Source organism: Agromyces humatus, from assembly GCF_021228295.1.
GTDB classification, from domain to species: domain Bacteria; phylum Actinomycetota; class Actinomycetes; order Actinomycetales; family Microbacteriaceae; genus Agromyces; species Agromyces humatus.
This window is the reverse complement of record NZ_JAJQPD010000003.1, coordinates 233,446-255,614: the sequence shown is the minus strand read 5'-3', so window position 1 is coordinate 255,614 and position 22,169 is coordinate 233,446. Positions and strand designations below refer to the sequence as shown.

The window sequence follows — 22,169 nt, the reverse complement described above, 5'->3', positions numbered from 1 at the left end:
AGGCCGAGTGCACATGTACAGCGGCGTTTCGCGCAGTCTGTCCACAGAGTTATCCACAGGTCGGGTTGTGCTGTGGACGGGCAGTCCATATCGTGAATCAGCGTCCCTCGGTCAGCGGTTGGCACCCGGTCGGAGAGCCCATGTCAGTGGCTCCGATCACACTGAAGAGCGGGCCGGGGAATCCAGCTCTTCGGAGCCGAAATCGGAGGCATCCAGTTGTCGATCGCGCACATCGGGCTCGCAGATCCCGTCGACGACGGTGAAGCCCGACGGGGCGAGCGAGTTCCTCCGCACGATCTCCTCGCAGAGCAGAGTGCACTCGGCGGCATGATGCTCTCGAAGGACGCCGTGGCCGATGTCATCGAGACCATCCGCGGCGTCGACTTCTACGTGCCGAAGCACGAGGTCGTCTTCAACGCGATCCTGACGCTCTACTCACACGGCGAACCCACCGACGTCATCGCGGTCACCGATGAGCTCACCAAGGCGGGTGAACTGCAGCGTGCCGGCGGCGTCGAATACCTGCACAACCTGACGAGCCTGGTGCCGACGGCTGCGAACGCCGGTTTCTACGCCTCGATCGTCGCCGAGCGGGCGCTGCTGCGACGCCTCGTCGAGGCCGGCACCCGCATCGTCCAGATGGGTTACGCGGGCGAGGGCGAGGTCACCGACCTCGTCAACAACGCCCAGGCCGAGATCTACTCGGTCACCGGCTCGGTCGAGACCGAAGACTACGTGCCGCTCTCCGATGCGGTCACGGTGGCGATCGACGAGATCGAGGCGGCCAAGCACACCGACGGCAAGTTCACGGGCGTGCCGACGGGCTTCGCCGACCTCGACGACCTGACCAACGGGTTCCACCCCGGGCAGATGATCATCGTCGCAGCCCGGCCCGCCATGGGAAAGTCGACGCTCGCCCTCGACTTCGCCCGTGCCGCGTCGATCACGAACGACCTGCCGTCGGTGTTCTTCTCGCTCGAGATGGGCAAGAGCGAAATCGCGATGCGCCTGCTCTCGGCAGAGTCATCCGTGCCGCTGCAGAACATGCGCAAGGGCACCGTCGACTCGCGCGACTGGACCACGATCGCCTCGACGCGCGGTCGCATCAATGAGGCGCCGCTCTACATCGACGACTCCCCCAACATGACGCTCGTCGAGATCCGCGCGAAGTGCCGCCGGCTCAAGCAGCGCGTGGGTCTCAAGATGGTCGTCATCGACTACCTGCAGCTCATGACGAGCGGCAAGCGCGTCGAGAGCCGCCAGCAGGAGGTGTCGGAGTTCTCGCGCGCGCTCAAGCTGCTCGCGAAAGAGCTGCAGGTTCCGGTGGTCGCCCTGTCGCAGCTGAACCGTGGCCCCGAGCAGCGAGCCGACAAGATGCCGGCCCTCAGCGACCTGCGTGAGTCGGGCTCGATCGAGCAGGACGCCGACATGGTGATCCTGTTGCACCGCGAGAGCGCCTACGAGCGCGACAGCCCGCGCGCTGGTGAGGCCGACCTCATCGTCGCGAAGCACCGAAACGGCCCGACTCGCACGATCACGGTTGCGTTCCACGGGCACTTCTCGCGGTTCGCCGACATGGTGCAGGTGTAGTTCTGTGGATCGGTAGTTTCCCGCCGGAGTCTTCGTTTTCCCAGTCGACATCTCGGAGGTCTTTCGGATCCGAAGACTCCAGTGGGAATCGATGGGGAGCGAGATCGGCTGACCGGGCAGGCGGAAGCTCTCCCGAGGGTTCTCGCCCTGTCGCGAAGAGCCCGTGCGCCGTGCCCGCCCGCCGTCGTGGAGCCGTTGTGGTCATGGGCCGAGGTCTGCCATAGTGAGCATCATCACGCGAAGGCCCGCCGTCCTGGGGAACTAGGAACCGATATGACCCCTGATCCACAGCGCCCTGTCAGCGAAGCGCGATGCCTTCGGCTCTTGTGTGCATCGATCCCGTTCCGGCCCGGTCGACCCAGCGAGCAGTAGCATGAGCCGCCGGTATTTCTGGGTCGCGACCATCCTCGCGGTGTACTGCTGGCTGATCCCGGTGGCATGGCTCGTCGCGCCGTCGGTCCCGCTGACGTCCTGGGGTTTGGAGATCGAGCCGGTGGCGGCCTGGTTCGGTTTCCGCGCAGGGGTGGGGACCGCTGGCTTCGGCATCGCGCTTTTCCTGGTGCGCCGCGAGCCTCCGTCGCGTGGGCGCCTCGCGGTCAGCGTCGCCTTCATCGCTGCCTGGCTGACCTACGCCGCGGTCGGTGTGTACTCGGTGATCACGGATGCAGCGGGCGTTGGGCTGCTGGCGACGGTGGGCGTCGAGATCGTCGTGGCCGCCGCGCTCGCCTGGGCGGAGTTCGGGACCCGCCGCCGTGCGAAGCGGAATGCGCCGCGTGGAGACGGGGTGGCGGTGTAGGAATCCGCCATTTCGCGTGGAATCCAGAGCGCCAAACCACCGCCAACCGTCGAAGAATCCCCGGTCCGTCCGCCAAGTCGGGCAGGAACCTACAGGATCGGCGTGCACGGCCCGGGGCGAAGCGCTGTCGGAGCCCCTCGGCGGCTCGCCGGCCATGACGCGGGTCAGGAGATGCCGTGGAAGAAGGTGCGGATGTCGTCCGCGAGCAGTTCCGGCTCCTCCATCGCGGGGAAGTGACCGCCTTCCGTGAACTCGCTCCAGTGGCCGATCGCCTTCCACGGGTCCATCGCGCGACGTAAGAGCGGATGGGTGTCGAACACGGCCCATCCGGACGGCACGTCGGCGGCCATGACCAAGTCGAGTCCGGAGTGCTCGGATTCGTAGTAGAACTGCGCGCTCGACGCGCCGCTGCAGGTGAACCAGTACAGGCTGATGTTCGTGAGGAGCTGATCCCGGTCGACCGTCTCATCGGGCGTGCGGTAGCCACCGCCGGTCCTGGTCTTGAACTTCTCGGCGATCCACGCGAGCTGACCGACCGGCGAGTCGGTGAGCGCCGCGCCGATCGTGTCGGGACGGTGGTCCTGCATCTCGAGATACCCGCGCTCGCCCACATACTCGGTCCGGACTGCCTCGAGTTGTGCGGTCTCGGCCTCGGACAGGCCGTCGGGGTAGGGGAACTTGCCGCCGACCAAGCCGAGCAAGCGGCGGTCGGCGCCGACGTGCATGCCGATGACGCGCTCCGGGTAGATCGCCGCGAGGCGCCCGGTGGTGCCGGCCCCGATGTCGGTGCCGTGGGCCGCGAACCTCTCGTAGCCGAGACGCGCCATGATCTCGGCATAGGCCGCCGTCGTCCGCGCCAGCTCCCAGCCGGTCCCTGACAGCGGGGTGGAGAACCCGAAGCCGGGCAGCGATGGGATGATCACGTGGAAATCGTCGCTCAGCAGCGGGATGAGTCGCTGGTAGTCGACGAACGAGCTCGGCCAACCGTGGTTCAGGATCAGCGGGATGGCATCCGAGTTCGCCGATCGCGCGTGGACGAGGTGGAACGTCTGACCGTCGACGACCGTCGTCAATTGTTCGTACTCGTTGAGCTTCGCCTCCTGCGCACGCCAGTCGAACCCGTCGCGCCAGTACTCGGCGAGCTCCCGCAAGTACACCAGCGGGATGCCGCGGCTGAAGTCGCTGCGATCGTCTCGGCCCGGCACGGGGATCGGCCAGCGTGCGTGTGCCAGCCGGTTGCGCAGGTCGTCGACGTCGGCCTGTGGGATGTCGATGCGGAACGGTGTGAGTGCCGTGTTCTCGTTCATGACATCCACGTTCCCAGGTAATGCGGCAGGGTAGCTTCCGCGATTGCTGGGATGATCGAGAACATGTTGGTGACCTCGGCCCGCCTGCTCGAACTGCTGTCGTTGCTCCAGCTGAAGCGCGACTGGACGAGCTCCGAGCTCGCCGGTCGGCTCGATGTGAGCACGAGGACGGTGCGCGCCGACATCGGCAAGCTTCGGTCGCTCGGCTATCCGGTGGACGCGCGCCCCGGCGTCGCGGGCGGGTACCGGTTGGCCGCCGGAACGGCGATGCCACCGCTGCTGCTCGACGACGACGAGGCCGTAGCCGTCGCGGTCGGGCTGGGGGCGGTCGCGACCTGGAAGCTCGGTGTCGAAGAGACATCGCTGACCGCACTCGCGAAGCTGGAGCAGGTGATGCCCTCGCGGCTCCGTCGGCGCGTCGACGCGATCCGTGAGGCGACGAGCGTCGTTCCCGGGGCTGGACCGTCGCTCGATCTCTCGGCGCTCAGCGCGGTCGCGTCCGCGATCCGCGGCCACGAACGGCTCCGATTCGGGTACACGAAGCCCGAGGGCAGCGAAGAGGCGCGCCACGCCGAACCGCAACGGCTGGTGAGCTGGGGGCCGCTCTGGTACCTGCTCGCGTGGGATCTCGACCGCGACGACTGGCGGGTCTTCCGCGTCGATCGCATGGTTCCGCATGCACCGACAGGGGCGAGGTTCCGGCCGCGCGTGATCCCGGAGGACGATGTCGTCGAGTACGTCGTCAGACGCGTCATCACGGCGGCCTGGACCTATCGGGCCCACGTGCTCGTGCATGCTCCCGCCGCCGCAGTCACCGCGAAGATCCTCATCCCGGTCCACATCGAGGTGGTCGACGAGTCCACCTGCCGTGTCGAGCTGGGCGCCGACGACCCCGACCGGCTTTCGCTGTGGTTGGCGCAGCTCGACGTCGATATCGAGGTGATCGAGGGAGACGCGCTCGCGATGGCGTTCGATCGCCTCGCGACGAGGTTCCGTCGCGCGGCGGGTGGCGCATCCACGACGTAATGCCGGCCGTCGATCGTTCGACGATGTCGGCGGGGGCCTGAGGCCTGATGTCCGATTCAGGGGCTCGCCGAAGCGTTCTCACGAAGCGTGGACTTCGACGGGAACCGAACGGATGTCAACGGCCCTGGCCTCGACCCCAGATTGCCGTCTTTCGCAGAGCAGGATCCCCGCGAGGACCACTCGGATGCCGTCGGCGATCTTGGATAGGACATAGCCGGGGACGCGCGCCACCGCCGTCCCGCCGTTATCGTGGTGCTCGCCTTCAGGAAGCTTTCACCCGCCGCCGATCAGCTCCTCGAGGCCGGCGATCGGGTCGTAGAGCCCGGCGTCGAGGATCCACGTCTGGAGCTGCTTGTCGAAGCCGGTGATCACTGCGATGCCGACGAGCACGAAGATCGCGCCGACGATGCGGCGGAACCAGCCGCCGGGGTTCGCGAGCCAGCCGAGGCGGCGCACGAGGCTGCGGCCGAGCAGGGCGATGAGCAACAGCATCGCGGCGAGCCCGACCGCGTACGCGACAACGTAGAGCACTCCCTCGGCGAATGAGACGGGCAGCACGGCAGCGACGATGAGGGCGTAGGTGGGGCTGCAGCTCGAGAACACGGGTCCGAGGGCTGCGCCGGTGAGGATGTCGCCCGTCGTGCTCTGTCGTGACACCGAACGGTCGAGGAACTCGCCGCTGCGCGCCTGCAGTCGGAGCGCCGTCGAGAGGCGGTCCCACAGCGCGGGGAAGAGCAGGTCTACGCCGAGCAGGATGATGATCCCGCCCGACACGAGCTGCCACACCTGCGGCGGCACCCCGAGCAGGGCGGTGGTGGCCTTGAGCAGCAGCGTGAAGGCCACGACGCTCACCGCGAGGGACGCGGCGATGACGTACGGCCGCCGGCGCGCCCGGCGCTCGTCGCCGCCCCGCACGATCGCGCCGCCCACGATGACGGGCAGGAGCGGGAGCACGCACGGTGCCGCGACGGTCAGGACGCCGGCGGCGAGGCTCAGTACGAGGGAGGCGGTCATGGGTGCGTGGCGCTTCGATCGGGGTCGGCGGTCGCGTCCTGGCGCGCAGGGCTCATGGGATCGCCGCGACGAGCGAGGCGATCGACGGATCGTCGTAGAGCACGGTGCTCGAGATCAGCTCTCCACGGTCGTCGACGAACACGACGGTGGTCTGCAGTGTCACGCCGTACTTCTGGCGCAAGTCGCTGCGGCTGTCGTAGTCGACCTTGAACACCGTGAGGCCATCGGGCGCGCCCTGGGCGCGGAGCTCCTCGTCGAGCTGGCGGCACTTCGGGCACCAGGTCGCGTGGAAGAACAGCACCTTCGGGCCGGCGGTCGACTCGATCACGCCGTCGGTGTAGTCGACGTAGGCGCCCTCGACGGGCGCCACCGGGGCGGCGGATGCCTCGGGCGCCGCGTCAGCGGTCGGGGTCGGCATCTCCGGGGTCGCGCTCGGGGTGCTCGTCCGGTCGCCCGAACCGGAGGGCGCGGCATCCGTCGGCTGGGTCGCACACCCCGTGAAGGCGAGCGCGGTTGCGAGCAGCGCGGCCGCGGCCTTGCTTCGTGCGTGCATCGTGGATCGTCCGATCTGCGGGGATTCGCCCCGCTCACACCCACGCTAACCAAGGCGCCGAGCGCCGGATGATGCGAGAGATTACGGATTGCTGACATCGGGCACCTCCGCATGAACCGGAGCGGGCGACCCGTCATCGGATCGTAAGGATCTCCCTCCCGACGCGAGGCCCGAGCGCGGCATGGTGGAGTGGTGGTGGACATCGTGGGCGTGATCGGCGGCACCGGCCTCGGCGAGCTCGTCGATGGCGGCGAGACACTCGACGTCACGACGCCGTACGGATCCGCGATCGTCACCGTGGGCGAAGTCGGCGGACGGCGCGTCGCGTTCCTGCCCCGGCACGGCGCGGGCCACACGATCGCGCCCCACCTCATCAACGCGCGCGCCAACCTGTGGGCCCTCGCGAGCCTGGGTGTGCGCGCCGTGGTCTCGACGACCGCCGTCGGCTCGCTCAGGCCGGCGTTCCCGCCCGAGTCGTTCGCGCTCGCCGACCAGCTCGTCGACCGCACGTCCGGGCGGGCCGACACGTTCTTCGACGCCGGACTCGTCAGGCATCTGCCGTTCGCCGAGCCGTTCTGCCCGGTGCTGCGGTCGCTTGCGATCGAGGCACTGCCGGATGCTGCGCCGCGGGCGACCGTCGCCGTGATCCAGGGTCCGAGGTTCTCGACCGCTGCCGAGTCGCGCATTCTCCGAGAGGCGGGTGTCGACCTCGTGAACATGACGCTGTGCCCCGAGGTGGCGCTCGCCGCCGAGATCGGAATCGGGACCGTCACGATCTGCATCGTCACCGACACCGACAGCGGTGCCTCGGCCGACGATCCCGACGCGGTCACCGCCGAGCTCGTCTTCCGCCGGCTCGCCGAGGCGAAGCCACGCATCGTGGCGGCGATCGAACGGATCGTCGTGGCCGTGCCGAGCGAGTACACGCCGCGCCCGCTCATCGACGACGAGGCCGTCGCGGCGCTCCGGGCGCTGCGGGTGGCGCGATGATCCTGCTCGTCACGGGCGGCGCCGGGTTCATCGGCGGCAAGATCGCGCGGCTCGCCGCAGCCCGCGGCTTCGAGGTGCGGGTCCTCGACTCGCTGCGCGACGACGTCCACCGCGTGGAGCCTGCGGCGATCGACGGCGTCGAGCTCGTGCGCGGCGACATCCGTGATCCCGGTACCCTCGATCGTGCGCTTCGCCACGTCGACGCCGTCTGCCACCAGGCGGCCAAGGTCGGCCTCGGCGTGGCCCTCTCGGACGCACCCGACTACGCCTCGACGAACGTCACCGGTACCGCGGAACTCGTCGCCGCGATGGGCCGATCCGGTGCCGGTCGGCTCGTGCTCGCGTCTTCGATGGTCGTCTACGGCGAGGGGGCGTATCGCGACGCGGCCGGTCGTCGCCGCCGACCGGCCGCCCGCGAGACACGCGATCTCGACGCGGGCCGATTCGAGCCGCGCGACCCCGAGACCGGCGAAGCGCTCGAGCCCGACCTCATCGACGAGGACGACGGGCTCGACCCCCGCAACGTCTACGCGCTCACGAAACTCGCGCAGGAGCACCTGGCGGCGACCTGGGCCCGTGCCACCGGCGGAACCGCGGCGATGCTGCGGTACCACAACGTCTACGGCCCCGGCATGCCGCGAGACACCCCCTATGCCGGGGTCGCGGCCCTGTTCCGCTCGGCGATCGAGCGGGGCGAGGCGCCGCGCGTCTTCGAGGACGGCCGGCAACGGCGCGACTTCGTGCACGTCACGGATGTCGCGGGCGCGAACCTCGCGGCGATCGACTGGCTGCCCGCGCAGGCGTCCGGCACCGTGCGCCCGTTCAACATAGGCTCCGGCACAGTGACGACGGTCGGAGAAGTCGCCGAGGGCCTCGCGCGCGTCATGCGCGGGCCAACCCCTATCGTCACCGGTGAGTACCGCCTCGGCGACGTCCGGCACATCACCGCATCACCCGGACGAGCCCGCGCGGAGCTCGGCTGGCGGGCGGCCGTGTCTCTGGAGGACGGGCTCCGCGAGTTCGCCATCGACCGCTGACCGTCGCGGCACCGGCCGGCGCGTCAGGCGGTGAGCGAGGCGTCGCGTGGGAGCAGCAGGTCGAAGCGGCAGCCGCCCGGCACGTTGCGCACCGTGACCTCGCCCCGGTGCGCGGTCATGATGCCCTTGACGATCGCGAGGCCGAGGCCGGCGCCGCCCGAGGAGCCCTCGCGCAACGACGGCGTTCGGGCCATCGATCCGCGCCAGGCCGGCTCGAATACCCGGTCGAGGTCGTCCTCGTCGATGCCGCCGCCCGCGTCGATCACCGATACCATCGCACGGTTGTCGACGAGGTCGACGGCGATCGTGATCGGCGAGCCCTCGGGTGTGTGCTGGATCGAGTTCATGAGCAGATTTCCGATCGCGCGCGAGAGTTCCCGCGGGTCGGCCATCACGACGAGATCCTGAGCGAGCGGCGCCTCGACGCGGATGTCGCGCCCGCGCGACGCGGGCCGCAGGTCGGCGACGGTGTCGCTCACGACGTCGTAGAGCGACACCTCCTTGAGCGAGAGGTGCAAGGCGTCGGAGTCGATCTTCGCCAGCTCGAAGAGGTCGTCGACCATGCTCGAGAGCTGGTCGACCTGGATGCGCATCTGTCGGTGGTACCGGGCCGGGTCTGGCGCGATGCCGTCCTCGAGGGCCTCGGCCATCGCCCGGATGCCAGCGAGCGGGGTGCGCAGGTCGTGCGAGATCCACGCGACGAGCTCGCGGCGGGAGGCCTCGATGCGCTGCTCACGCTCGCGGGACTCGGCGAGCTTCGCGCTCGTCGCGACGAGTTCGTCGGCGAGGGCGTTGAGCTCGCTGTTCGAGTAGCGGCCGGCCGACTCGAGGCGCTCACCCGCGCCGATGCGCCGGGCCGCGACCGACAGTGCTCGCGAGTTGCGCGCGACGAGCCAGCCGAGCACCGCGACAAGTACGAGCGACACGACACCCGAGCTCGCCGCGACGGCCACGGCGACGGTGAGGTCGTGCTCGGAGAGGTACATCGCGTTGGCGACGCCGACCATGCTCGCCACGACCGACACGATCGCGGCGAGTACGAGCACGCACACCTGCACGACGAGCGACGCACGCCGAAGCAACAACAGCGCGACGATACCGAGCCCGCCCACGATCGCGGTCGTGGCGAGCGTGATCGAGGCGACCGCGACGAGATCAGACCACGGCATCCGGAACACCACCCATCGAGAATCGGTAGCCGACGCCCCAGACGGTCGTCAGCATGGCCGGCGATCGCGGATCGCGTTCGATCTTCTCCCGCAGCCGGCGCACGTGCACGGTGACCGTGGAGAGGTCGCCGTAGGTCCAGCCCCACACCGTGCGCAGCAGATCCTCACGGCTGAAGACCTGGTTCGGATGCTTCAGCAGGAACTCGAACAGGTCGAACTCGCGGACCGTGAGTGACAGCTCGACGCCCGCCCGGGTCGCGATGCGGGCCGACGGGTCGAGGCGGAACTCGCCGCACTCGAGCACGGACTCGGGCGTGAACTCTCCGATCGAGCGGCGCAGCACCGACTGCACGCGCAGCACGAGTTCGCGCGGCGAGAACGGCTTCGCAAGGTAGTCGTCGGCTCCGGCCGCGAGTCCCGCGATGCGGTCGTCTTCGGAGCCGAGGGCGGTGAGCAGGATGACCGGGGTCGACATGCGTTCGCGCAGCCGCCGAAACACCTCGAGGCCGTCGATGCCGGGCAGCATCCGGTCGAGCACGATGAGGTCCGGCGCGAGACGCTCCGCGTCCTGCAGGGCCGTGAAGCCGTCACCCGCCTCCTCGACGACGAAGCCGCTGGCGCGCAGGTAGCTCGACGCGACCTCGGCGACCGTCGGGTCGTCATCGACGAGCAGCACTCGTCGGCCGACGAGGTCCTCGTTGCCGATCGAAGAGGGGGCAGCGGCGGACACGTTCACAGACTACGTCCGCTCCCACGCCGAATCCCGTGGCCTCGGCCAACCGTTCGCGTTCTGTAAGACTTGCCCGACGACCCGCGTCGATACTCTGACCTAACGTCGAAACCATGGCGGCATCCCGCGTCGACCTGGTGCTCCCGTGTCTCGATGAGGAGCAGGCGCTGCCGTGGGTGCTCGGCCGCCTGCCGACCGGAGTGCGGGCCATCGTCGTCGACAACGGCTGCACCGATCGCTCGGCCGAGATCGCGCGGGAGCTCGGCCTGCTCGTCGTGACGGAGCCGCGGCGCGGGTTCGGCGCAGCCGCTCATGCGGGACTCGAAGCGGCGGATGCCCCGCTCGTCGCGTTCTGCGACGCCGACGCATCGCTCGACCCCGCCGAGCTTCCGCGCCTCGTGGAGCTCCTCGAGCAGGGCGGCGCCGATCTCGTGCTCGGGCGGCGACGGCCGACTATCCGCACCGCATGGCCGCTTCACGCCCGGCTCGCCAACCGCGTGCTCGCCGCACGGATGTCGCGGCGCACCGGCATCCGTCTGCACGATCTCGGCCCGCTCAGGGTCGCGCGCACCGCTGACCTGCTGGCACTGGGTCTCCGGGACCGGCGCAGCGGGTACTCACTCGAGATGGTGCTGCGGGCCGCAGCCGCCGGATGGTCGATCCGAGAGGTCGATGTCGCCTACGCACCGCGAATGGGCCGGTCGAAGGTCACGGGTACCCTGCGGGGCACGGTCACGGCGGTCGCCGACATGTCGCGGATCTTCACGGAGGTGTCGCGGTGACCACGATCGTCGTGATCGCCAAGGAGTGCCTGCCGGGGCAGGTGAAGACTCGCCTGAGCCCGCCGTTCTCGCCGGCGGAGGCCGCGCGGCTCGCGGCGGAGTGCCTCGACGACACCCTCTCGACGGTCGCGTCGCTCCCCGCCTCGCGGCGGGTGCTCTTCTTCGACGGGATCCGCCAGCCTTCGGCGGCGTCGCGGCTCGGATTCGACCTGCTGCCACAGGTCGGCGGCGGGCTCGACGAGCGGCTCGCGCACGTCTTCGACGTGTTCACCGAGCCGATGCTGCTTGTGGGCATGGACACCCCGCAGCTCTGCCCCGCCGACGTCGCTGCGGCACTCGTGTCGTTCGCTCCCGGGACCGTCGGCGGGGTCGACTGCTGGTTCGGCCCCGCGGCCGACGGCGGATTCTGGGCGCTCGGCATGCGAGAGCCGCGCGGCGACCTCGTCCGCGGCGTGCCGATGTCGCGCGACGATACGGGTGCGCGGCAGCGCCACCGGCTCGTGGAGGCGGGTCTCTCGGTGGGGACGCTTCCCGTGCTCACCGACATCGATACCGTGGCCGAGGCATCCATCGTCGCCGCGACTGCGCCCGACTCGCGGTTCGCGCGCGAGTTCCGGCGGCTCACGGTGGGGCGGCCCGCATGAATTCATCGATCGCGTCATGACCACCGAGACCGCGCCGGCGAGCCGGCGGCCGACCGCGCGGCCGCGGCGGAGCCTCGCACCGTGGATCGGGCTCGGGATCGCCGTCGCGCTCATCGGACTCGCGATGGCCGTTCCAGTGCTGCTCGGCCAGAGCGTGCACGTCAAGTCGTTCCCGCCGCTGCACGCGGAGTGGATTCCGCGGCTCGGCCCCGGCACGCTGCCGGCCGTCGTGCTCGCGGTGCTTGCGTCCACCTCAGGCGTCGACGCGGCCGCGCGGGCGCCGTGGCGGGCGCTGCTCGCGGGGAGCTACGTCGTCGGGGTGGCCTGGCTCGTGAGCCTCGCGACCGTCGACGGACTCGACGGCATCGGGGTCATCCTGGACACGCAATACGAGTACCTCGACACGGCGCGGGCCGTCACCGACTTCCCTGCGACGCTGCGCGAGTACGTCTCACGCATCCCGCTCGACTCGGAGGACAACTGGCCCGTGCACCTCGCGGGCCACCCGCCGGGCGCGCTGCTGTTCTTCGGCGTGCTCGTGCAGCTCGGGCTCGGCAGCGGCCTCGCCGCCGGATTCGTCGTGCTGTCGGTGGCGGCCACGACGCCCGTCGCCGTCCTGCTGCTGCTCCGCCGACTCGGCGCGGAGAGGTGGGCTCGCCGTGCGGCGCCGTTCCTGGTGATGGGGCCGGCGGCGATCTGGATGGCGGTCTCGGCCGACGGCATGTTCGGCGCGGTCGCGGCGTGGGGGCTCTGCGCGCTCGCCTACTCGGCCACCGCTGCGACGTGGCGTGGGACCGCCGGCTGGGGGATCGCTGCGGGGCTGCTGCTCGGCTATTGCGTGATGCTCTCGTACGGGCTCCCGCTCCTCGGCATCCTCGCCATCGCCGTGCTCGTGTTCGTCCGAACCTGGCGGCCGTTGCCGTGGGCGGTCGTGGCCGCCGTTGGGTTGGTGCTCACGTTCGCGGTGCTCGGCTTCGTGTGGTGGGAGGCGTACCCGGTGCTCGTCGAGCGCTACTGGGACGGCGTCGCGAGCCGGCGCCAGTTCACCTACTGGGTCTGGGGCAACCTCGCCGCCCTCGCAGTGAGTGCGGGACCGATGGTCGGCGCGGCGGTCGCGGCGACCGTGCAGCGCGGCTTCGGGCTCGGGATCCTCGTTGCGGGCGATCGCGCGATCGCGCTGCTCGCCCTCGCCGGCACCCTCACGGTGCTCGCCGCCGACCTGTCGCAGATGAGCAAGGCGGAGGTCGAGCGCATCTGGCTGCCGTTCGTGCCGTGGATGCTGCTCGGCACGGCGCTGCTCTCGGAGCGCTGGCGACGCATCGGGTTCGCGGGCCAGCTCGGTTTCGCACTCATCGTGCAACATCTGCTCTTCACCGGGTGGTGATGCGGGGAGAGCACGACGTCGTCAGCACTTCGTAAGGATTCGCCATTGCCGCACCACGATCCCCTGCGTTGACTGAGGGCGGAGAGAGGGGTCGTCGATGACCGCTGCGATGCACGATCCGCCGGCAGGTCCGCTGGCGTCGGGATTGTCGCGAGGGCTGCTCTCTGTCGTGCGCATCGGCGTTGCGGTGATGTGGATCCAGAACGTGGCGTGGAAGCGTCCGCCCGACTTCGGACGGGCGGATGACAACGGCCTGTTCTTCTGGGCGGGCCAGGCCGTCGAATTCCCGGTGTTCCCGCCGTACTCGGCGTTCGTCGAGGTGCTCTTCCTGCCCAGCATCGAGGTCGTCGGATGGATCATCCTCCTGGTCGAGGGCGGCTTGGGGGCCTTCCTGCTCATCGGCCTCGCGACGCGCTTCTGGGCGGTGGTGGGGCTCGCGCAGACGCTCGCGATCACCCTTTCGGTGCTGAACGCGCCGCACGAGTGGCACTGGTCGTACTACCTGATGTTTCTGGCCCACCTCGCGATCTTCGCGACGGCGGCGGGACGTTGGTTCGGACTCGACGGCGTGCTGCGGCCGGCCTGGTCGCGGTCTTCCGGCCGGCTTGCTCGAGCGATGGTGAGGCTCTCGTGAACAGTGAGGCTCTCGTGAACGGTGCGGCTCTCGTGAACGACGATCGCGCGCGTTATGACCGCGCGGCGATCGCCCTGGGCGCGGGAAGCCTCGTCTCGTCGATCTTCGTGCTCGGCGCCGATGCGCCCACTCCGATCGACTTCGCGCACGTCGGCCTCGGTGGCGCGATCGTGCTCGCCGCGCTCGGCCTCGTCGGCATCCTGGGCGGTGCGCTGCACCGCGGCAGCCTGATCCTCGTGGCAGGCGGCGGGCTCACGATCGCCGCACTCGTACAGCTCGCCACGCTGCCGCTCTCACCGCGGCCGCTCGGCGGCGACGCGTCGATGATGGCGCTCCTCGGCGCGTTCGGCATCGGTCTGCTCGCCGTCGGCCTCGCCCGCCGCTCCGCCGCATCCACGCCGCCAGGCACCACCTCGATCCTCGACAGGAAGGCCGACCCCTGATGGACCTCCACGACCGGCTCGAACCGGTGCTCGCGGTCGCGTCCGAGCACGCCCACGACGTCGACCAGCGCGGCCGGTTCCCCGACGAGGCGGTGGCCGCGCTCCGCGAGTCCGGCCTGCTGGGTCTCACCCTGCCGTCCGAGCACGGCGGCCTCGGCGGAGGTCCGCAGGACCTCGTCGACGTGATGACCGCCGTCGCGGGCGCGTGCGGGTCGACCGCGATGATCTACCTGATGCACGTGTCGGCCTCGATGCCCCTCGCGACCGCCACACCATCGGGAACACCCGGCCTCCTCGGCGACCTCGCGTCAGGCCGGGTCCTCGCATCGCTCGCCCTTTCCGAGGCGGGATCTCGCTCGCACTTCTGGGCGCCGGTCTCGCAACCCGCTGACGACGGCCGCGGACTGCACGTCACGGCGAAGAAGAGCTGGGTCACCTCCGCAGGGCACGCCGACCTGTACGTCCTCTCGACGAAGACGCCGGATGCCTCGGGCGTCGATCTCTACGCGATCGCAGCCGGCAATCCGGGTGTCGCCGTCGACTCACCGTTCTCGGGGATGGGACTCCGGGGCAACGCGTCCAGCCCGATGACCTTCGACGTCACGCTCCCCGAAGACCTGCGACTCGGAGACACCGGGACGGGCACCGACCTCATGCTCGGCGTGGTGTTGCCCTGGTTCAACCTCGGCAACTCCGCGGTCTCGCTCGGGCTGAGCCGCGCCGCCGTGGATGCCGCGATCCGGCACACCGCCGGGGCGCGCTTCGAGCATCTCGACCAGACCCTGTCGGCGCTCCCGACGATCCGCGCCCAGCTCGCCAAGATGTCGATCGACCTCGCGACCGCATCGGCGTACCTGGACCGGGCGGCGAGCCGCGTGGCCGAGACCGCGGACGACACACCGCTGTTCGTGCTCGGCAGCAAGGCCACCGCGAACGACACCGCGCTGCGCATCACCGACGCGGCCATGCGGGTGTGCGGCGGCGCAGCCTTCTCGCAGCACCTGCAGATCGACCGGTACTTCCGCGATGCACGTGCCGGTCATGTGATGGCCCCGACCGCAGACGCGCTCTACGAGTTCTACGGTCGGGCGATCACCGGCCGGCCGCTCTTCGACCCGCCGGCTGAGGACGCGCCGACCGAGCCCGTTCCGGCAACGGCGCCCAGCCCTGGAGCGGCGCCGTGATCCGCACATCGACCGCCCCGCTCCTCATCGGGTCGGTCGCGTATACCCCGAACGTCGTCACCGTCTGGGAGGGCATGCGCGACTACTTCGCCGGCACCGACACCCCGATCGACTTCGTGCTGTTCTCGAACTACGGCCGGCTCGTCGACGAGCTCATCGCGGCAACCGTCGACCTCGCGTGGAACACGAATCTCGCCTACGTGCGCACGGTCGCGCAGACCGAGGGCGCCTGCCGGGCGCTCGCCTCACGCGACACGGACGTCGCATTCCAGAGCGTGTTCGTTTCGCGCGCCGGCGCCGGCTTCGACGGGCTCGAGGCGGTGCGCGGGCGTCGCCTGGCGCTCGGCTCGCGGGACTCCGCACAGGCGGCGATCCTTCCCGTGCAGTACCTGCACGAGGCCGGCATCGACGACGACGACGCCACGTTCCTGCGCATCGACAGCGACGTCGGCAAGCACGGCGACACCGGTCGCAGTGAGCTCGACGCCCTGCGCGCGGTGATCGACGACCGGGCGGATGCCGCCGCCATCGGCGTCAACACGTGGCGGTCCGTCACCCGCGGCGAGATCATGGCCGGCGCGATCGAGTCGTTCTGGATGTCGCCCGAGTACAGTCACTGCACCTTCACCGCTCTGCCTGCGCTGTCGAGCGAATGGGCCGAGGCCTGGCTCGCGAACCTGTACGCGATGGACTGGGAGAACCCGGATCATCGTGCCATCCTCGAGCTGGAGGGACTGCGCCGCTGGGTGCCGCCGAACCTCGACGGGTACCGCAGCCTCTTCGCCGCCGTCGCAGATCAGGGAATCCACGACCGATGGTGAACCACGGCGTCGTGCTCGACCTCATCGAACAACTGGGTCGCACCCCGGCCGGTTCGACGATCACGCTCGACGTCGCATCGGGCGCCTCCGACGCCGATGAGATCGCCGACAACGTCGACATGATCGCCACCTGGTGCCGGGCGAGCGGCAACGAACTCGTCGAGTCGCGGTCCGACGCCGTCGTCGTACGGCACGGGCGCAGTGCCGACGTGCTCGCCGGTCTCGACCCCGACCAGGTACCGGGCACACGGCTCTGGATGTACACGAACTTCGACTGCAACCTGCACTGCGACTACTGCTGCGTGAGCTCCTCGCCGCAGACCGACCGGCGGGCACTCGGAGCCGACCGAATCGCGCGACTTGCCGCAGAGGCGGAGCAGGCCGGTGTACGTGAGCTGATCCTCACCGGCGGCGAGCCGTTCCTCTTGCCCGATATCGACGAACTCGTCGCCACCTGCACCGCGCACCTGCCGACGACGCTGCTGACGAACGGCATGCTCTTCCGCGGAGCTCGCCTCGAGCGACTCCGCCGGATGGACCGCGAGCGACTCACCCTGCAGATCAGCCTGGACTCCGCGACATCCGAACAGCACGACGCGCACCGCGGACCTCACGCGTGGGAGCGCGCGGTCGCCGGCATCGGGCTGGCGCTCGACGAGGGCTTCGACGTGAAGGTCGCGGCCACCCTCCCGGCCGAGCAGACCCATGAGGTCGCGCCGTTCAAGGCGTTCCTCGGTACGCTCGGCATCCGCCCCGAGAACCAGGTGATCCGCGCAGTCGCCCACCAGGGCGCAGCCGACGACGGTATCGAACTCACGGTAGAATCCCTCATCCCCGAGGTCACGATCACCGCGGAGGGCGTGTGGTGGCATCCGGTCTCCGCGACCGATGAGTCGCAGTTCGTTCGGCGCGAGATCTTCCCGCTCGCCGACGCCATCGCCGACGTACGGCAGCGGTTCGTGCGACACCGCGAGACGGCCGATCGGGCCGCCGACTGGTTCCCCTGCTCATAACGAACGCAAGTCAGTTCATAACGAACGCACGTCGCAGGCTGGGTGAATGCACCCAGCCTCAGCGCCGGCGAACTCCTCGACCGACTGGATGACGGCGCGCAGATGACGAGCCTGGGCCGGCAAGATCCCGCGCGTTGACGTCCATTAGGCTTCCCAGCATGGTCGAGGCAGTCGTATTCGACATGGACGGCGTGATCGTCGACAGCGAGCAGCGCTGGGAGGCGGTTCGTCGACGGCTCGTCATCGACTCCGGTCGCCCCTATCCCGATGAGGCGACGCGGATGATGCAGGGCATGAGCGCTCCCGAGTGGGAGGTCTACCTGCACGAGGAACTGGGCGTGCCCGGTTCGCCGGCCGAGATCGGCCGCCGGGTGGTCGCCCAGATCGCGTCGTCGTACCGCGACGACCTGCCCCTGATCTCGGGCGCCGGCGAGGCGATCCGCGCGCTCGCCGCACGCTATCCGCTCGCGGTCGCCTCGTCGTCGAACCGGGAACTGATCGAGTTGGCGCTCGATCTGGCTGGTCTGGCCGATTCCTTCCGCGCCGTCGTCTCCAGCGAGGAGGTCGATCGGGGCAAGCCGGCGGCCGACGTCTACCTCGAGGCCGCGTCGCGTCTCGGTGTCGCGCCCGAGCATTGCGCGGCAGTCGAGGACTCGTCGAACGGACTCCGATCGGCGCACGCCGCGGGGATGTGGGTGGTGGCCGTGCCCAATCGCGCGTATCCGCCGGCCGCCGACGCGCTCGCGCTCGCCCACGTCGTCCTCGAATCGATCGACGAACTCACGCCAGAGGTCGTCGAAGGAGCGTGAGCCCTGCGAGTTCGGCGGCTCGACGGATCGCGTCCACGAATGGCAGCGGCGCCTCCCGCGGTAGGTTGTGGCCAGCATGCGGAACACGTCGATGCTCGTGCGGGCCGGCGAAATGGACGCCAGCTGTCGTAGCGTCGCGTGCAGGGAAGTTGCCGTCGGCCAGACCGTCGAGCGTGACGGCGGGCACGGTGATCGCGGGCAGTTCCGCCAGCCGCGCCTCGAGTCGCGCATATTCGGGTGCCCCGGCCACGCGGTTGAGCCGGTGCCGGTACGAGTGCAGCACGACGTCTACGAAGTCGGGATTCTCGAACGCCGGTGCTGCTCGGTCGAGTTCGGCCGCGGCGAAGTCCCAGTCCGGTGAGTTGCGGCGCCAGATCACATCCGCGATGCCGCGACGGTTCTCGGTGAGGCCGAGCCGACCACGTTCGGTGAGGAAGTAGAAGAAGTACCAGAACCCCGCTTCGAGGTGCGGCGAGAGCGGTTGCATCGAGGCGCCGATGTCCTGGATGAGGTAGCCGTTGACCGACACGAGCGCAATGACCCTGTCGGGCCGGACGGCGGCGGCCACGCATGCAGCCCGCCCGCCCCAGTCATAGCCCGCGAGGATGGCACGCGGGATCTCGAGCGCGTCCATCAACTCGATGACGTCTTGGCCGAGCGCGGCCTGTTGCCCGGTGCGAGCGGTCGCAGTGTCGATGAACCGTGTCTCGCCGTACCCGCGCAGGTAGGGCACGATGACGCGGAAACCCGCGTCGGCCAGGCTCGGAGCGACATCAGCGTAGCTGTGGATGTCGTATGGGAATCCGTGCAGCAGAAGCACAGGCACTCCGCCTTCGGGGCCAGCCTCGAAGTACGCGATGTCGAGGTGGGGAGTTTCGATGTGTCGGATCGGCCGGAGCCGCCGGAGCTCGCTCACAGCGTTCTCCCGCCGCCGGCGGTCGCCTCGTCGAGCTGGCCCTTCGTGCCCTGGCTGAGAACGCCGGCCCCGTCGGGATAACCGGCCGAATCGGGGTACTCGATCGTGGTGAAGCTCGCTGCGGTACTCATGGCGCCCTCCTGCAGTTCGCCGGTGACTCTGCTGAGCCCGGTCATGAAGCACTGACCGGGGACGCGCCGCCGATGTGACGGCCGCAGCGGGCGAACACTTCGTCGACGGATGTCGTCACAACTTGCGCGCCCGTCCGGTCTGAGTTGCTATCGGGTCCGCAATCGGTGGGCACGATTCGAGAAGGGAACATCGTCATGTCAGATCAGAAGCCGACCGTCGTGCTCGTGCACGGCGCATTCGCCGAGTCCGCGAGCTGGAACGGCGTCATCTCAGGCCTCTACGCCGAGGGCATCACGTCGGTCGCCGCTGCCAACCCGCTTCGCAGCCTCGCCGGCGATGCCGCATACGTGCGCGATATCATCGCGTCGATCGACGGGCCTGTCGTGCTCGTCGGACATTCCTACGGCGGGCTCGTGATCAGCGAGGCATCCGCCGGCAACGACCAGGTCGCCGCCCTCGTGTACGTTTCGGCCTTCGTGCCCGAGCCGGGCGACAGTGCCTTTTCGCTGTCGGCGAGCGAGCCGGGGTCAACGCTCGGCGAGGCGCTCGAGTCACACTTGATCGCGACCGGCGGGGTCGAGCTCGTGATTCGACGCTCTGTGTTCCGCGAGCAGTTCGCCGCCGACGTGCCCGTGCAGCAGGCGGGCCTGATGGGTGCGACCCAGCGCCCGGTGACCGAGGCGGCGCTCAAGGACGCCGTGCAGGCACCGGCGCCCGGATGGAGGGACCGGCCGTCATGGCACGTGTTCGGCGCCGAAGACCGGAACATCCCGGCAGCCGTACTGCGAGCGGGCGCCGAGCGCGCGGGTTCGCGCGGCACGATCGAACTCGCGGGTGCCTCACACGCAGTGAGCGTCTCACAGCCCGAGGCGGTCGTCGCCACGATCCTCGATGCGGTGCGCGGAGTCATCGAAGGCCGTGCGGCTGCCTGACACCGTGCCGCGCGACGACCAGTCGTACGAGGCCGTGAAACAGCCCGGCCACGGGCCCGCGAGACCCGATGGGGGTGTCGCGGCCCGTGGCATCCGGCCGTATCATCCGAGCGTCCCCGCATCACGCTGCCGACCGACGGGATCAAGAATGAACACGAGTCTCGACGACGCCCTGGCCGTCTTCGAAGGTGTGCGCGGGCGACTGTTCGGCATCGCCTACCGCATGCTCGGCAGTGCGAGCGAGGCAGAGGACATCGTGCAGGACGCGTGGCTGCGCTGGCAGGGCACTGACCGCAGCGTCGTCGACGATCCGCCGGCGTTCCTCGCGACGACCACGACCCGTCTCGCGATCAACGCGCTGCAATCGGCGCGTGCCCGCCGCGAGACCTACATCGGTCCGTGGTTGCCCGAGCCGGTCGACACGAGTGCAGACCCCACTCTCGGCGCCGAGCGCGCTGAGGCCCTCGGGTTCGCGGTGCTCGTCATGCTCGAGCGGCTCACTCCGACCGAGCGGGCCGCCTACGTGCTGCGCGAGGCCTTCGCGTACCCGTACGACCAGATCTGCGAGATCGTGCAGGTCTCTGCGGCAGCGGCCCGCCAACTCGTCAGCCGTGCGCGCAAGCACCTCGCCGGCGAACGCCGGCGCACGGTGCCGCAGTCCGAGCAGCGGCGATTGCTGACCGCATTCCTCAGCGCCGCGAAGACGGGCGATCTCGACGAGCTCGAGCAACTGCTCGCCGAGGACGTCGTCTCGTACTCCGATGGCGGCGGCGTCGTGCGCGCCTCGAAGTTTCCTGTCGTCGGGCGTCTGCGCGTCGCGAAGTACGTGCGCGCCTTCCACACCCACTTCTGGAACGGGGTCGACATCACCGAGGCCGACACGAACGGTCAGCCCTCGGTGCTGCTCTCGAAGGAGGGCTCGATCTTCGCCGTGGTCACCCTGGTCGTCGGCGAGCAGGGCATCGATCAGGTGCTCTGGTTGATGAACCCGAGCAAGCTCGGCGCTGTGGCAACCCGTGCCGCCTGATGACCTCGCCGCTCGCCTGCTCGCTGCGCTCGAGCACGGTGATGAGCTCGCGCTGGCAGGCGTGCTGCACCGCGACGTGAGACTCGTCGTCGATGCCGGCGACGAGGCCGGCCGCGAAGCGCGAGGCCGGGTCCGCGTCATCCGCGTGCTCCGTGCGCATTTCGCGATGCATCCGGATGCGTCGCCGCGGACTGTGCACGTGAACGGGAGGCCGGGGCTTGCGCTGCGTAGCCTGAGCGGCGAAGTGGTCGCCGTGCTCGGTGTCGATGGCGGCGCGACGATCGAGGCACTGTGGCTCTCGGCAGCTCCCATGAAGCTGGCTCGCTGGAATCCACGCCGGAATCTCGGCCCCGACGTCGAGTGAGCCGTGTCACGCGCACTCGTCACAGATTCGGCGTCTGCCCGGTCAGAGCTGTGTGACGGCAGCGGATTCACCGCAGCCCCGACGGAAGGCACCAGTCATGAAGATCGTCGTCATCGGAGGCACCGGCCTCATCGGATCCAAGGTCGTCGGGCATTTGGTCGCTGACGGCCACGAGGCGGTCGCCGCGTCGCCGAACTCGGGCGTCGACACGATCACCGGCGAGGGACTCGCCGGGGCGCTTGCGGGCGCGAACGTCGTCGTGGATGTCTCGAACTCGCCGTCGTTCGCCGACGCTGACGTGCTCGCGTTCTTCACCACGTCGACCGCGAACCAGCTCGCCGCCGAGCGCGAGGCCGGGGTCACCCACCACGTCGCCCTCTCGATCGTCGGAGCCGAACGCGTGCCGAACAGCGGGTACCTGCGAGCGAAGGTCGCCCAGGAGCGGTTGATCGAGCAATCGGGGCTGCCGTACTCGATCGTGCGGGCGACCCAGTTCTACGAGTTCGCCATGCGTATCGCCGACGAGGCGACCGTCGACGGCACCGCACGCCTCAGCACCGGCATCATGCAACCGATCGCGGCAGCGGATGTCTCTGCCGCCGTCGCTCGCGTCGCCGCCGACGAACCGGTCAACGGCATCATCGAGATCGGCGGGCCTGAACGCATGACTCAAGACCAGTTCGTCCGCACCGGCCTCGCCGCCAAGGGTGACACGCGCCCCGTCATCGGCGACCCTGAGGCCAAGTACTTCGGCACGAAGCTCACCGGTACCGAACTCGTGCCGCTCAGCGACGACGCCCGACTGTCGACGACGACGTTCGCCGATTGGCTCGCGGCTCAGTCGACCCGGTGAAGTAGCTCACCACGGCCGG

25 protein-coding genes are annotated in these 22,169 nt (G+C 69.6%); 18 read left to right on the top strand and 7 right to left on the bottom strand.

Going from position 1 to position 22,169, the window contains the following annotated elements:
* The first annotated feature begins 216 nt into the window (after positions 1 to 216).
* Together dnaB and LSF15_RS06430 are read left to right on the top strand one after the other, a co-directional pair.
* Positions 217 to 1,590, top strand: coding sequence for a replicative DNA helicase (dnaB, locus tag LSF15_RS06435; RefSeq protein WP_232497703.1), 1,374 nt, complete (start codon positions 217 to 219; stop codon positions 1,588 to 1,590).
* Between the two features lie 373 nt (positions 1,591 to 1,963).
* Positions 1,964 to 2,386 carry a hypothetical protein gene (locus LSF15_RS06430; RefSeq protein ID WP_232497702.1) on the top strand — a complete coding sequence of 141 codons (423 nt, stop codon included), beginning with the start codon at positions 1,964 to 1,966 and terminating at the stop codon, positions 2,384 to 2,386.
* Between the two features lie 164 nt (positions 2,387 to 2,550).
* Here LSF15_RS06430 and LSF15_RS06425 read toward each other — a convergent pair whose 3' ends face one another.
* Positions 2,551 to 3,693 (bottom strand): epoxide hydrolase family protein, encoded by a 1,143-nt coding sequence (locus tag LSF15_RS06425; protein ID WP_232497701.1) that lies wholly within the window; start codon positions 3,691 to 3,693, stop codon positions 2,551 to 2,553.
* Positions 3,694 to 3,756: 63 nt separating this feature from the next.
* Between LSF15_RS06425 and LSF15_RS06420 the strand changes: the two genes are divergently transcribed.
* Positions 3,757 to 4,719 (top strand): helix-turn-helix transcriptional regulator, encoded by a 963-nt coding sequence (locus LSF15_RS06420; protein ID WP_232497700.1) that lies wholly within the window; start codon positions 3,757 to 3,759, stop codon positions 4,717 to 4,719.
* Between the two features lie 273 nt (positions 4,720 to 4,992).
* Here the strand turns inward: LSF15_RS06420 and LSF15_RS06415 are convergent, their stop codons facing one another.
* Positions 4,993 to 5,733: a cytochrome c biogenesis CcdA family protein gene (locus LSF15_RS06415; RefSeq protein WP_232497699.1), complete on the bottom strand. Its 741-nt coding sequence runs from the start codon at positions 5,731 to 5,733 to the stop codon at positions 4,993 to 4,995.
* 52 nt (positions 5,734 to 5,785) lie between these two features.
* Positions 5,786 to 6,286 carry a thioredoxin family protein gene (locus LSF15_RS06410; RefSeq protein ID WP_232497698.1) on the bottom strand — a complete coding sequence of 167 codons (501 nt, stop codon included), beginning with the start codon at positions 6,284 to 6,286 and terminating at the stop codon, positions 5,786 to 5,788.
* Between the two features lie 192 nt (positions 6,287 to 6,478).
* Between LSF15_RS06410 and LSF15_RS06405 the strand changes: the two genes are divergently transcribed.
* Together LSF15_RS06405 and LSF15_RS06400 are read left to right on the top strand one after the other, a co-directional pair.
* Entirely contained in the window at positions 6,479 to 7,276 is a 798-nt protein-coding gene (locus tag LSF15_RS06405) for an MTAP family purine nucleoside phosphorylase (RefSeq protein ID WP_232497697.1), read from the top strand.
* The gene (locus LSF15_RS06400; protein WP_232497696.1) at positions 7,273 to 8,313 is read left to right on the top strand and encodes an NAD-dependent epimerase/dehydratase family protein; all 1,041 of its coding nucleotides are present in this window, start codon (positions 7,273 to 7,275) and stop codon (positions 8,311 to 8,313) included. The genes LSF15_RS06405 and LSF15_RS06400 overlap by 4 nt, the downstream gene beginning before the upstream one ends.
* Positions 8,314 to 8,336: 23 nt before the next feature.
* On the opposite strand, the gene LSF15_RS06395 is transcribed toward LSF15_RS06400, so the two are convergent.
* Both LSF15_RS06395 and LSF15_RS06390 read right to left on the bottom strand, forming a co-directional pair.
* Positions 8,337 to 9,482 (bottom strand): sensor histidine kinase, encoded by a 1,146-nt coding sequence (locus tag LSF15_RS06395; RefSeq protein ID WP_232497695.1) that lies wholly within the window; start codon positions 9,480 to 9,482, stop codon positions 8,337 to 8,339.
* Positions 9,469 to 10,218: a response regulator transcription factor gene (locus tag LSF15_RS06390; RefSeq protein ID WP_232497694.1), complete on the bottom strand. Its 750-nt coding sequence runs from the start codon at positions 10,216 to 10,218 to the stop codon at positions 9,469 to 9,471. Before LSF15_RS06390 ends, LSF15_RS06395 begins: the two co-directional genes overlap by 14 nt.
* A 107-nt stretch (positions 10,219 to 10,325) precedes the next feature.
* On the opposite strand from LSF15_RS06390, the gene LSF15_RS06385 reads away from it, so the two are divergent.
* The 9 genes from LSF15_RS06385 to LSF15_RS06345 all read left to right on the top strand — a co-directional run bounded on the left by LSF15_RS06385 (position 10,326) and on the right by LSF15_RS06345 (position 17,926).
* Complete coding sequence (locus LSF15_RS06385) at positions 10,326 to 10,994, top strand: glycosyltransferase family 2 protein (RefSeq protein ID WP_232497693.1); 669 nt, start codon at positions 10,326 to 10,328, stop codon at positions 10,992 to 10,994.
* A complete protein-coding gene (locus LSF15_RS06380) occupies positions 10,991 to 11,638 on the top strand; it encodes a TIGR04282 family arsenosugar biosynthesis glycosyltransferase (RefSeq protein WP_232497692.1) in 648 nt (215 codons plus the stop codon). The genes LSF15_RS06385 and LSF15_RS06380 overlap by 4 nt, the downstream gene beginning before the upstream one ends.
* Before the next feature lie 16 nt (positions 11,639 to 11,654).
* Entirely contained in the window at positions 11,655 to 13,022 is a 1,368-nt protein-coding gene (locus LSF15_RS06375; RefSeq protein WP_232497691.1) for a hypothetical protein, read from the top strand.
* A gap of 97 nt (positions 13,023 to 13,119) precedes the next feature.
* A complete protein-coding gene (locus LSF15_RS06370; RefSeq protein ID WP_232497690.1) occupies positions 13,120 to 13,656 on the top strand; it encodes a TQO small subunit DoxD in 537 nt (178 codons plus the stop codon).
* Positions 13,653 to 14,099, top strand: a complete 447-nt coding sequence (locus LSF15_RS06365; protein WP_232497689.1) for an Rv1678 family membrane protein — start codon at positions 13,653 to 13,655, stop codon at positions 14,097 to 14,099. Before LSF15_RS06370 ends, LSF15_RS06365 begins: the two co-directional genes overlap by 4 nt.
* The gene (fadE16, locus tag LSF15_RS06360) at positions 14,099 to 15,283 is read left to right on the top strand and encodes an Rv1679 family acyl-CoA dehydrogenase (protein WP_232497688.1); all 1,185 of its coding nucleotides are present in this window, start codon (positions 14,099 to 14,101) and stop codon (positions 15,281 to 15,283) included. The genes LSF15_RS06365 and fadE16 overlap by 1 nt, the downstream gene beginning before the upstream one ends.
* Positions 15,280 to 16,104, top strand: coding sequence for an Rv1680 family SBP-like protein (locus LSF15_RS06355; RefSeq protein ID WP_232497687.1), 825 nt, complete (start codon positions 15,280 to 15,282; stop codon positions 16,102 to 16,104). Before fadE16 ends, LSF15_RS06355 begins: the two co-directional genes overlap by 4 nt.
* Positions 16,098 to 17,117, top strand: a complete 1,020-nt coding sequence (locus LSF15_RS06350; RefSeq protein WP_232497686.1) for an Rv1681 family radical SAM protein — start codon at positions 16,098 to 16,100, stop codon at positions 17,115 to 17,117. Before LSF15_RS06355 ends, LSF15_RS06350 begins: the two co-directional genes overlap by 7 nt.
* Positions 17,118 to 17,275: 158 nt before the next feature.
* Positions 17,276 to 17,926: an HAD family hydrolase gene (locus LSF15_RS06345; RefSeq protein WP_232497685.1), complete on the top strand. Its 651-nt coding sequence runs from the start codon at positions 17,276 to 17,278 to the stop codon at positions 17,924 to 17,926.
* On the opposite strand, the gene LSF15_RS06340 is transcribed toward LSF15_RS06345, so the two are convergent.
* Together LSF15_RS06340 and LSF15_RS18760 are read right to left on the bottom strand one after the other, a co-directional pair.
* Positions 17,898 to 18,752 carry an alpha/beta fold hydrolase gene (locus LSF15_RS06340; RefSeq protein WP_232497684.1) on the bottom strand — a complete coding sequence of 285 codons (855 nt, stop codon included), beginning with the start codon at positions 18,750 to 18,752 and terminating at the stop codon, positions 17,898 to 17,900. The genes LSF15_RS06345 and LSF15_RS06340 overlap by 29 nt on opposite strands.
* 86 nt (positions 18,753 to 18,838) lie before the next feature.
* Positions 18,839 to 18,973, bottom strand: a complete 135-nt coding sequence (locus LSF15_RS18760) for a hypothetical protein (protein ID WP_269756239.1) — start codon at positions 18,971 to 18,973, stop codon at positions 18,839 to 18,841.
* A gap of 195 nt (positions 18,974 to 19,168) precedes the next feature.
* Between LSF15_RS18760 and LSF15_RS06335 the strand changes: the two genes are divergently transcribed.
* The 4 genes from LSF15_RS06335 to LSF15_RS06320 all read left to right on the top strand — a co-directional run bounded on the left by LSF15_RS06335 (position 19,169) and on the right by LSF15_RS06320 (position 22,150).
* The gene (locus LSF15_RS06335; RefSeq protein WP_232497683.1) at positions 19,169 to 19,906 is read left to right on the top strand and encodes an alpha/beta fold hydrolase; all 738 of its coding nucleotides are present in this window, start codon (positions 19,169 to 19,171) and stop codon (positions 19,904 to 19,906) included.
* A gap of 148 nt (positions 19,907 to 20,054) precedes the next feature.
* Complete coding sequence (locus LSF15_RS06330; protein ID WP_232497682.1) at positions 20,055 to 20,933, top strand: RNA polymerase sigma-70 factor; 879 nt, start codon at positions 20,055 to 20,057, stop codon at positions 20,931 to 20,933.
* The gene (locus LSF15_RS06325; RefSeq protein ID WP_232497681.1) at positions 20,923 to 21,297 is read left to right on the top strand and encodes a sigma-70 family RNA polymerase sigma factor family protein; all 375 of its coding nucleotides are present in this window, start codon (positions 20,923 to 20,925) and stop codon (positions 21,295 to 21,297) included. The genes LSF15_RS06330 and LSF15_RS06325 overlap by 11 nt, the downstream gene beginning before the upstream one ends.
* 97 nt (positions 21,298 to 21,394) lie before the next feature.
* Entirely contained in the window at positions 21,395 to 22,150 is a 756-nt protein-coding gene (locus LSF15_RS06320) for an SDR family oxidoreductase (protein WP_232497680.1), read from the top strand.
* Positions 22,151 to 22,169: the final 19 nt, after the last annotated feature.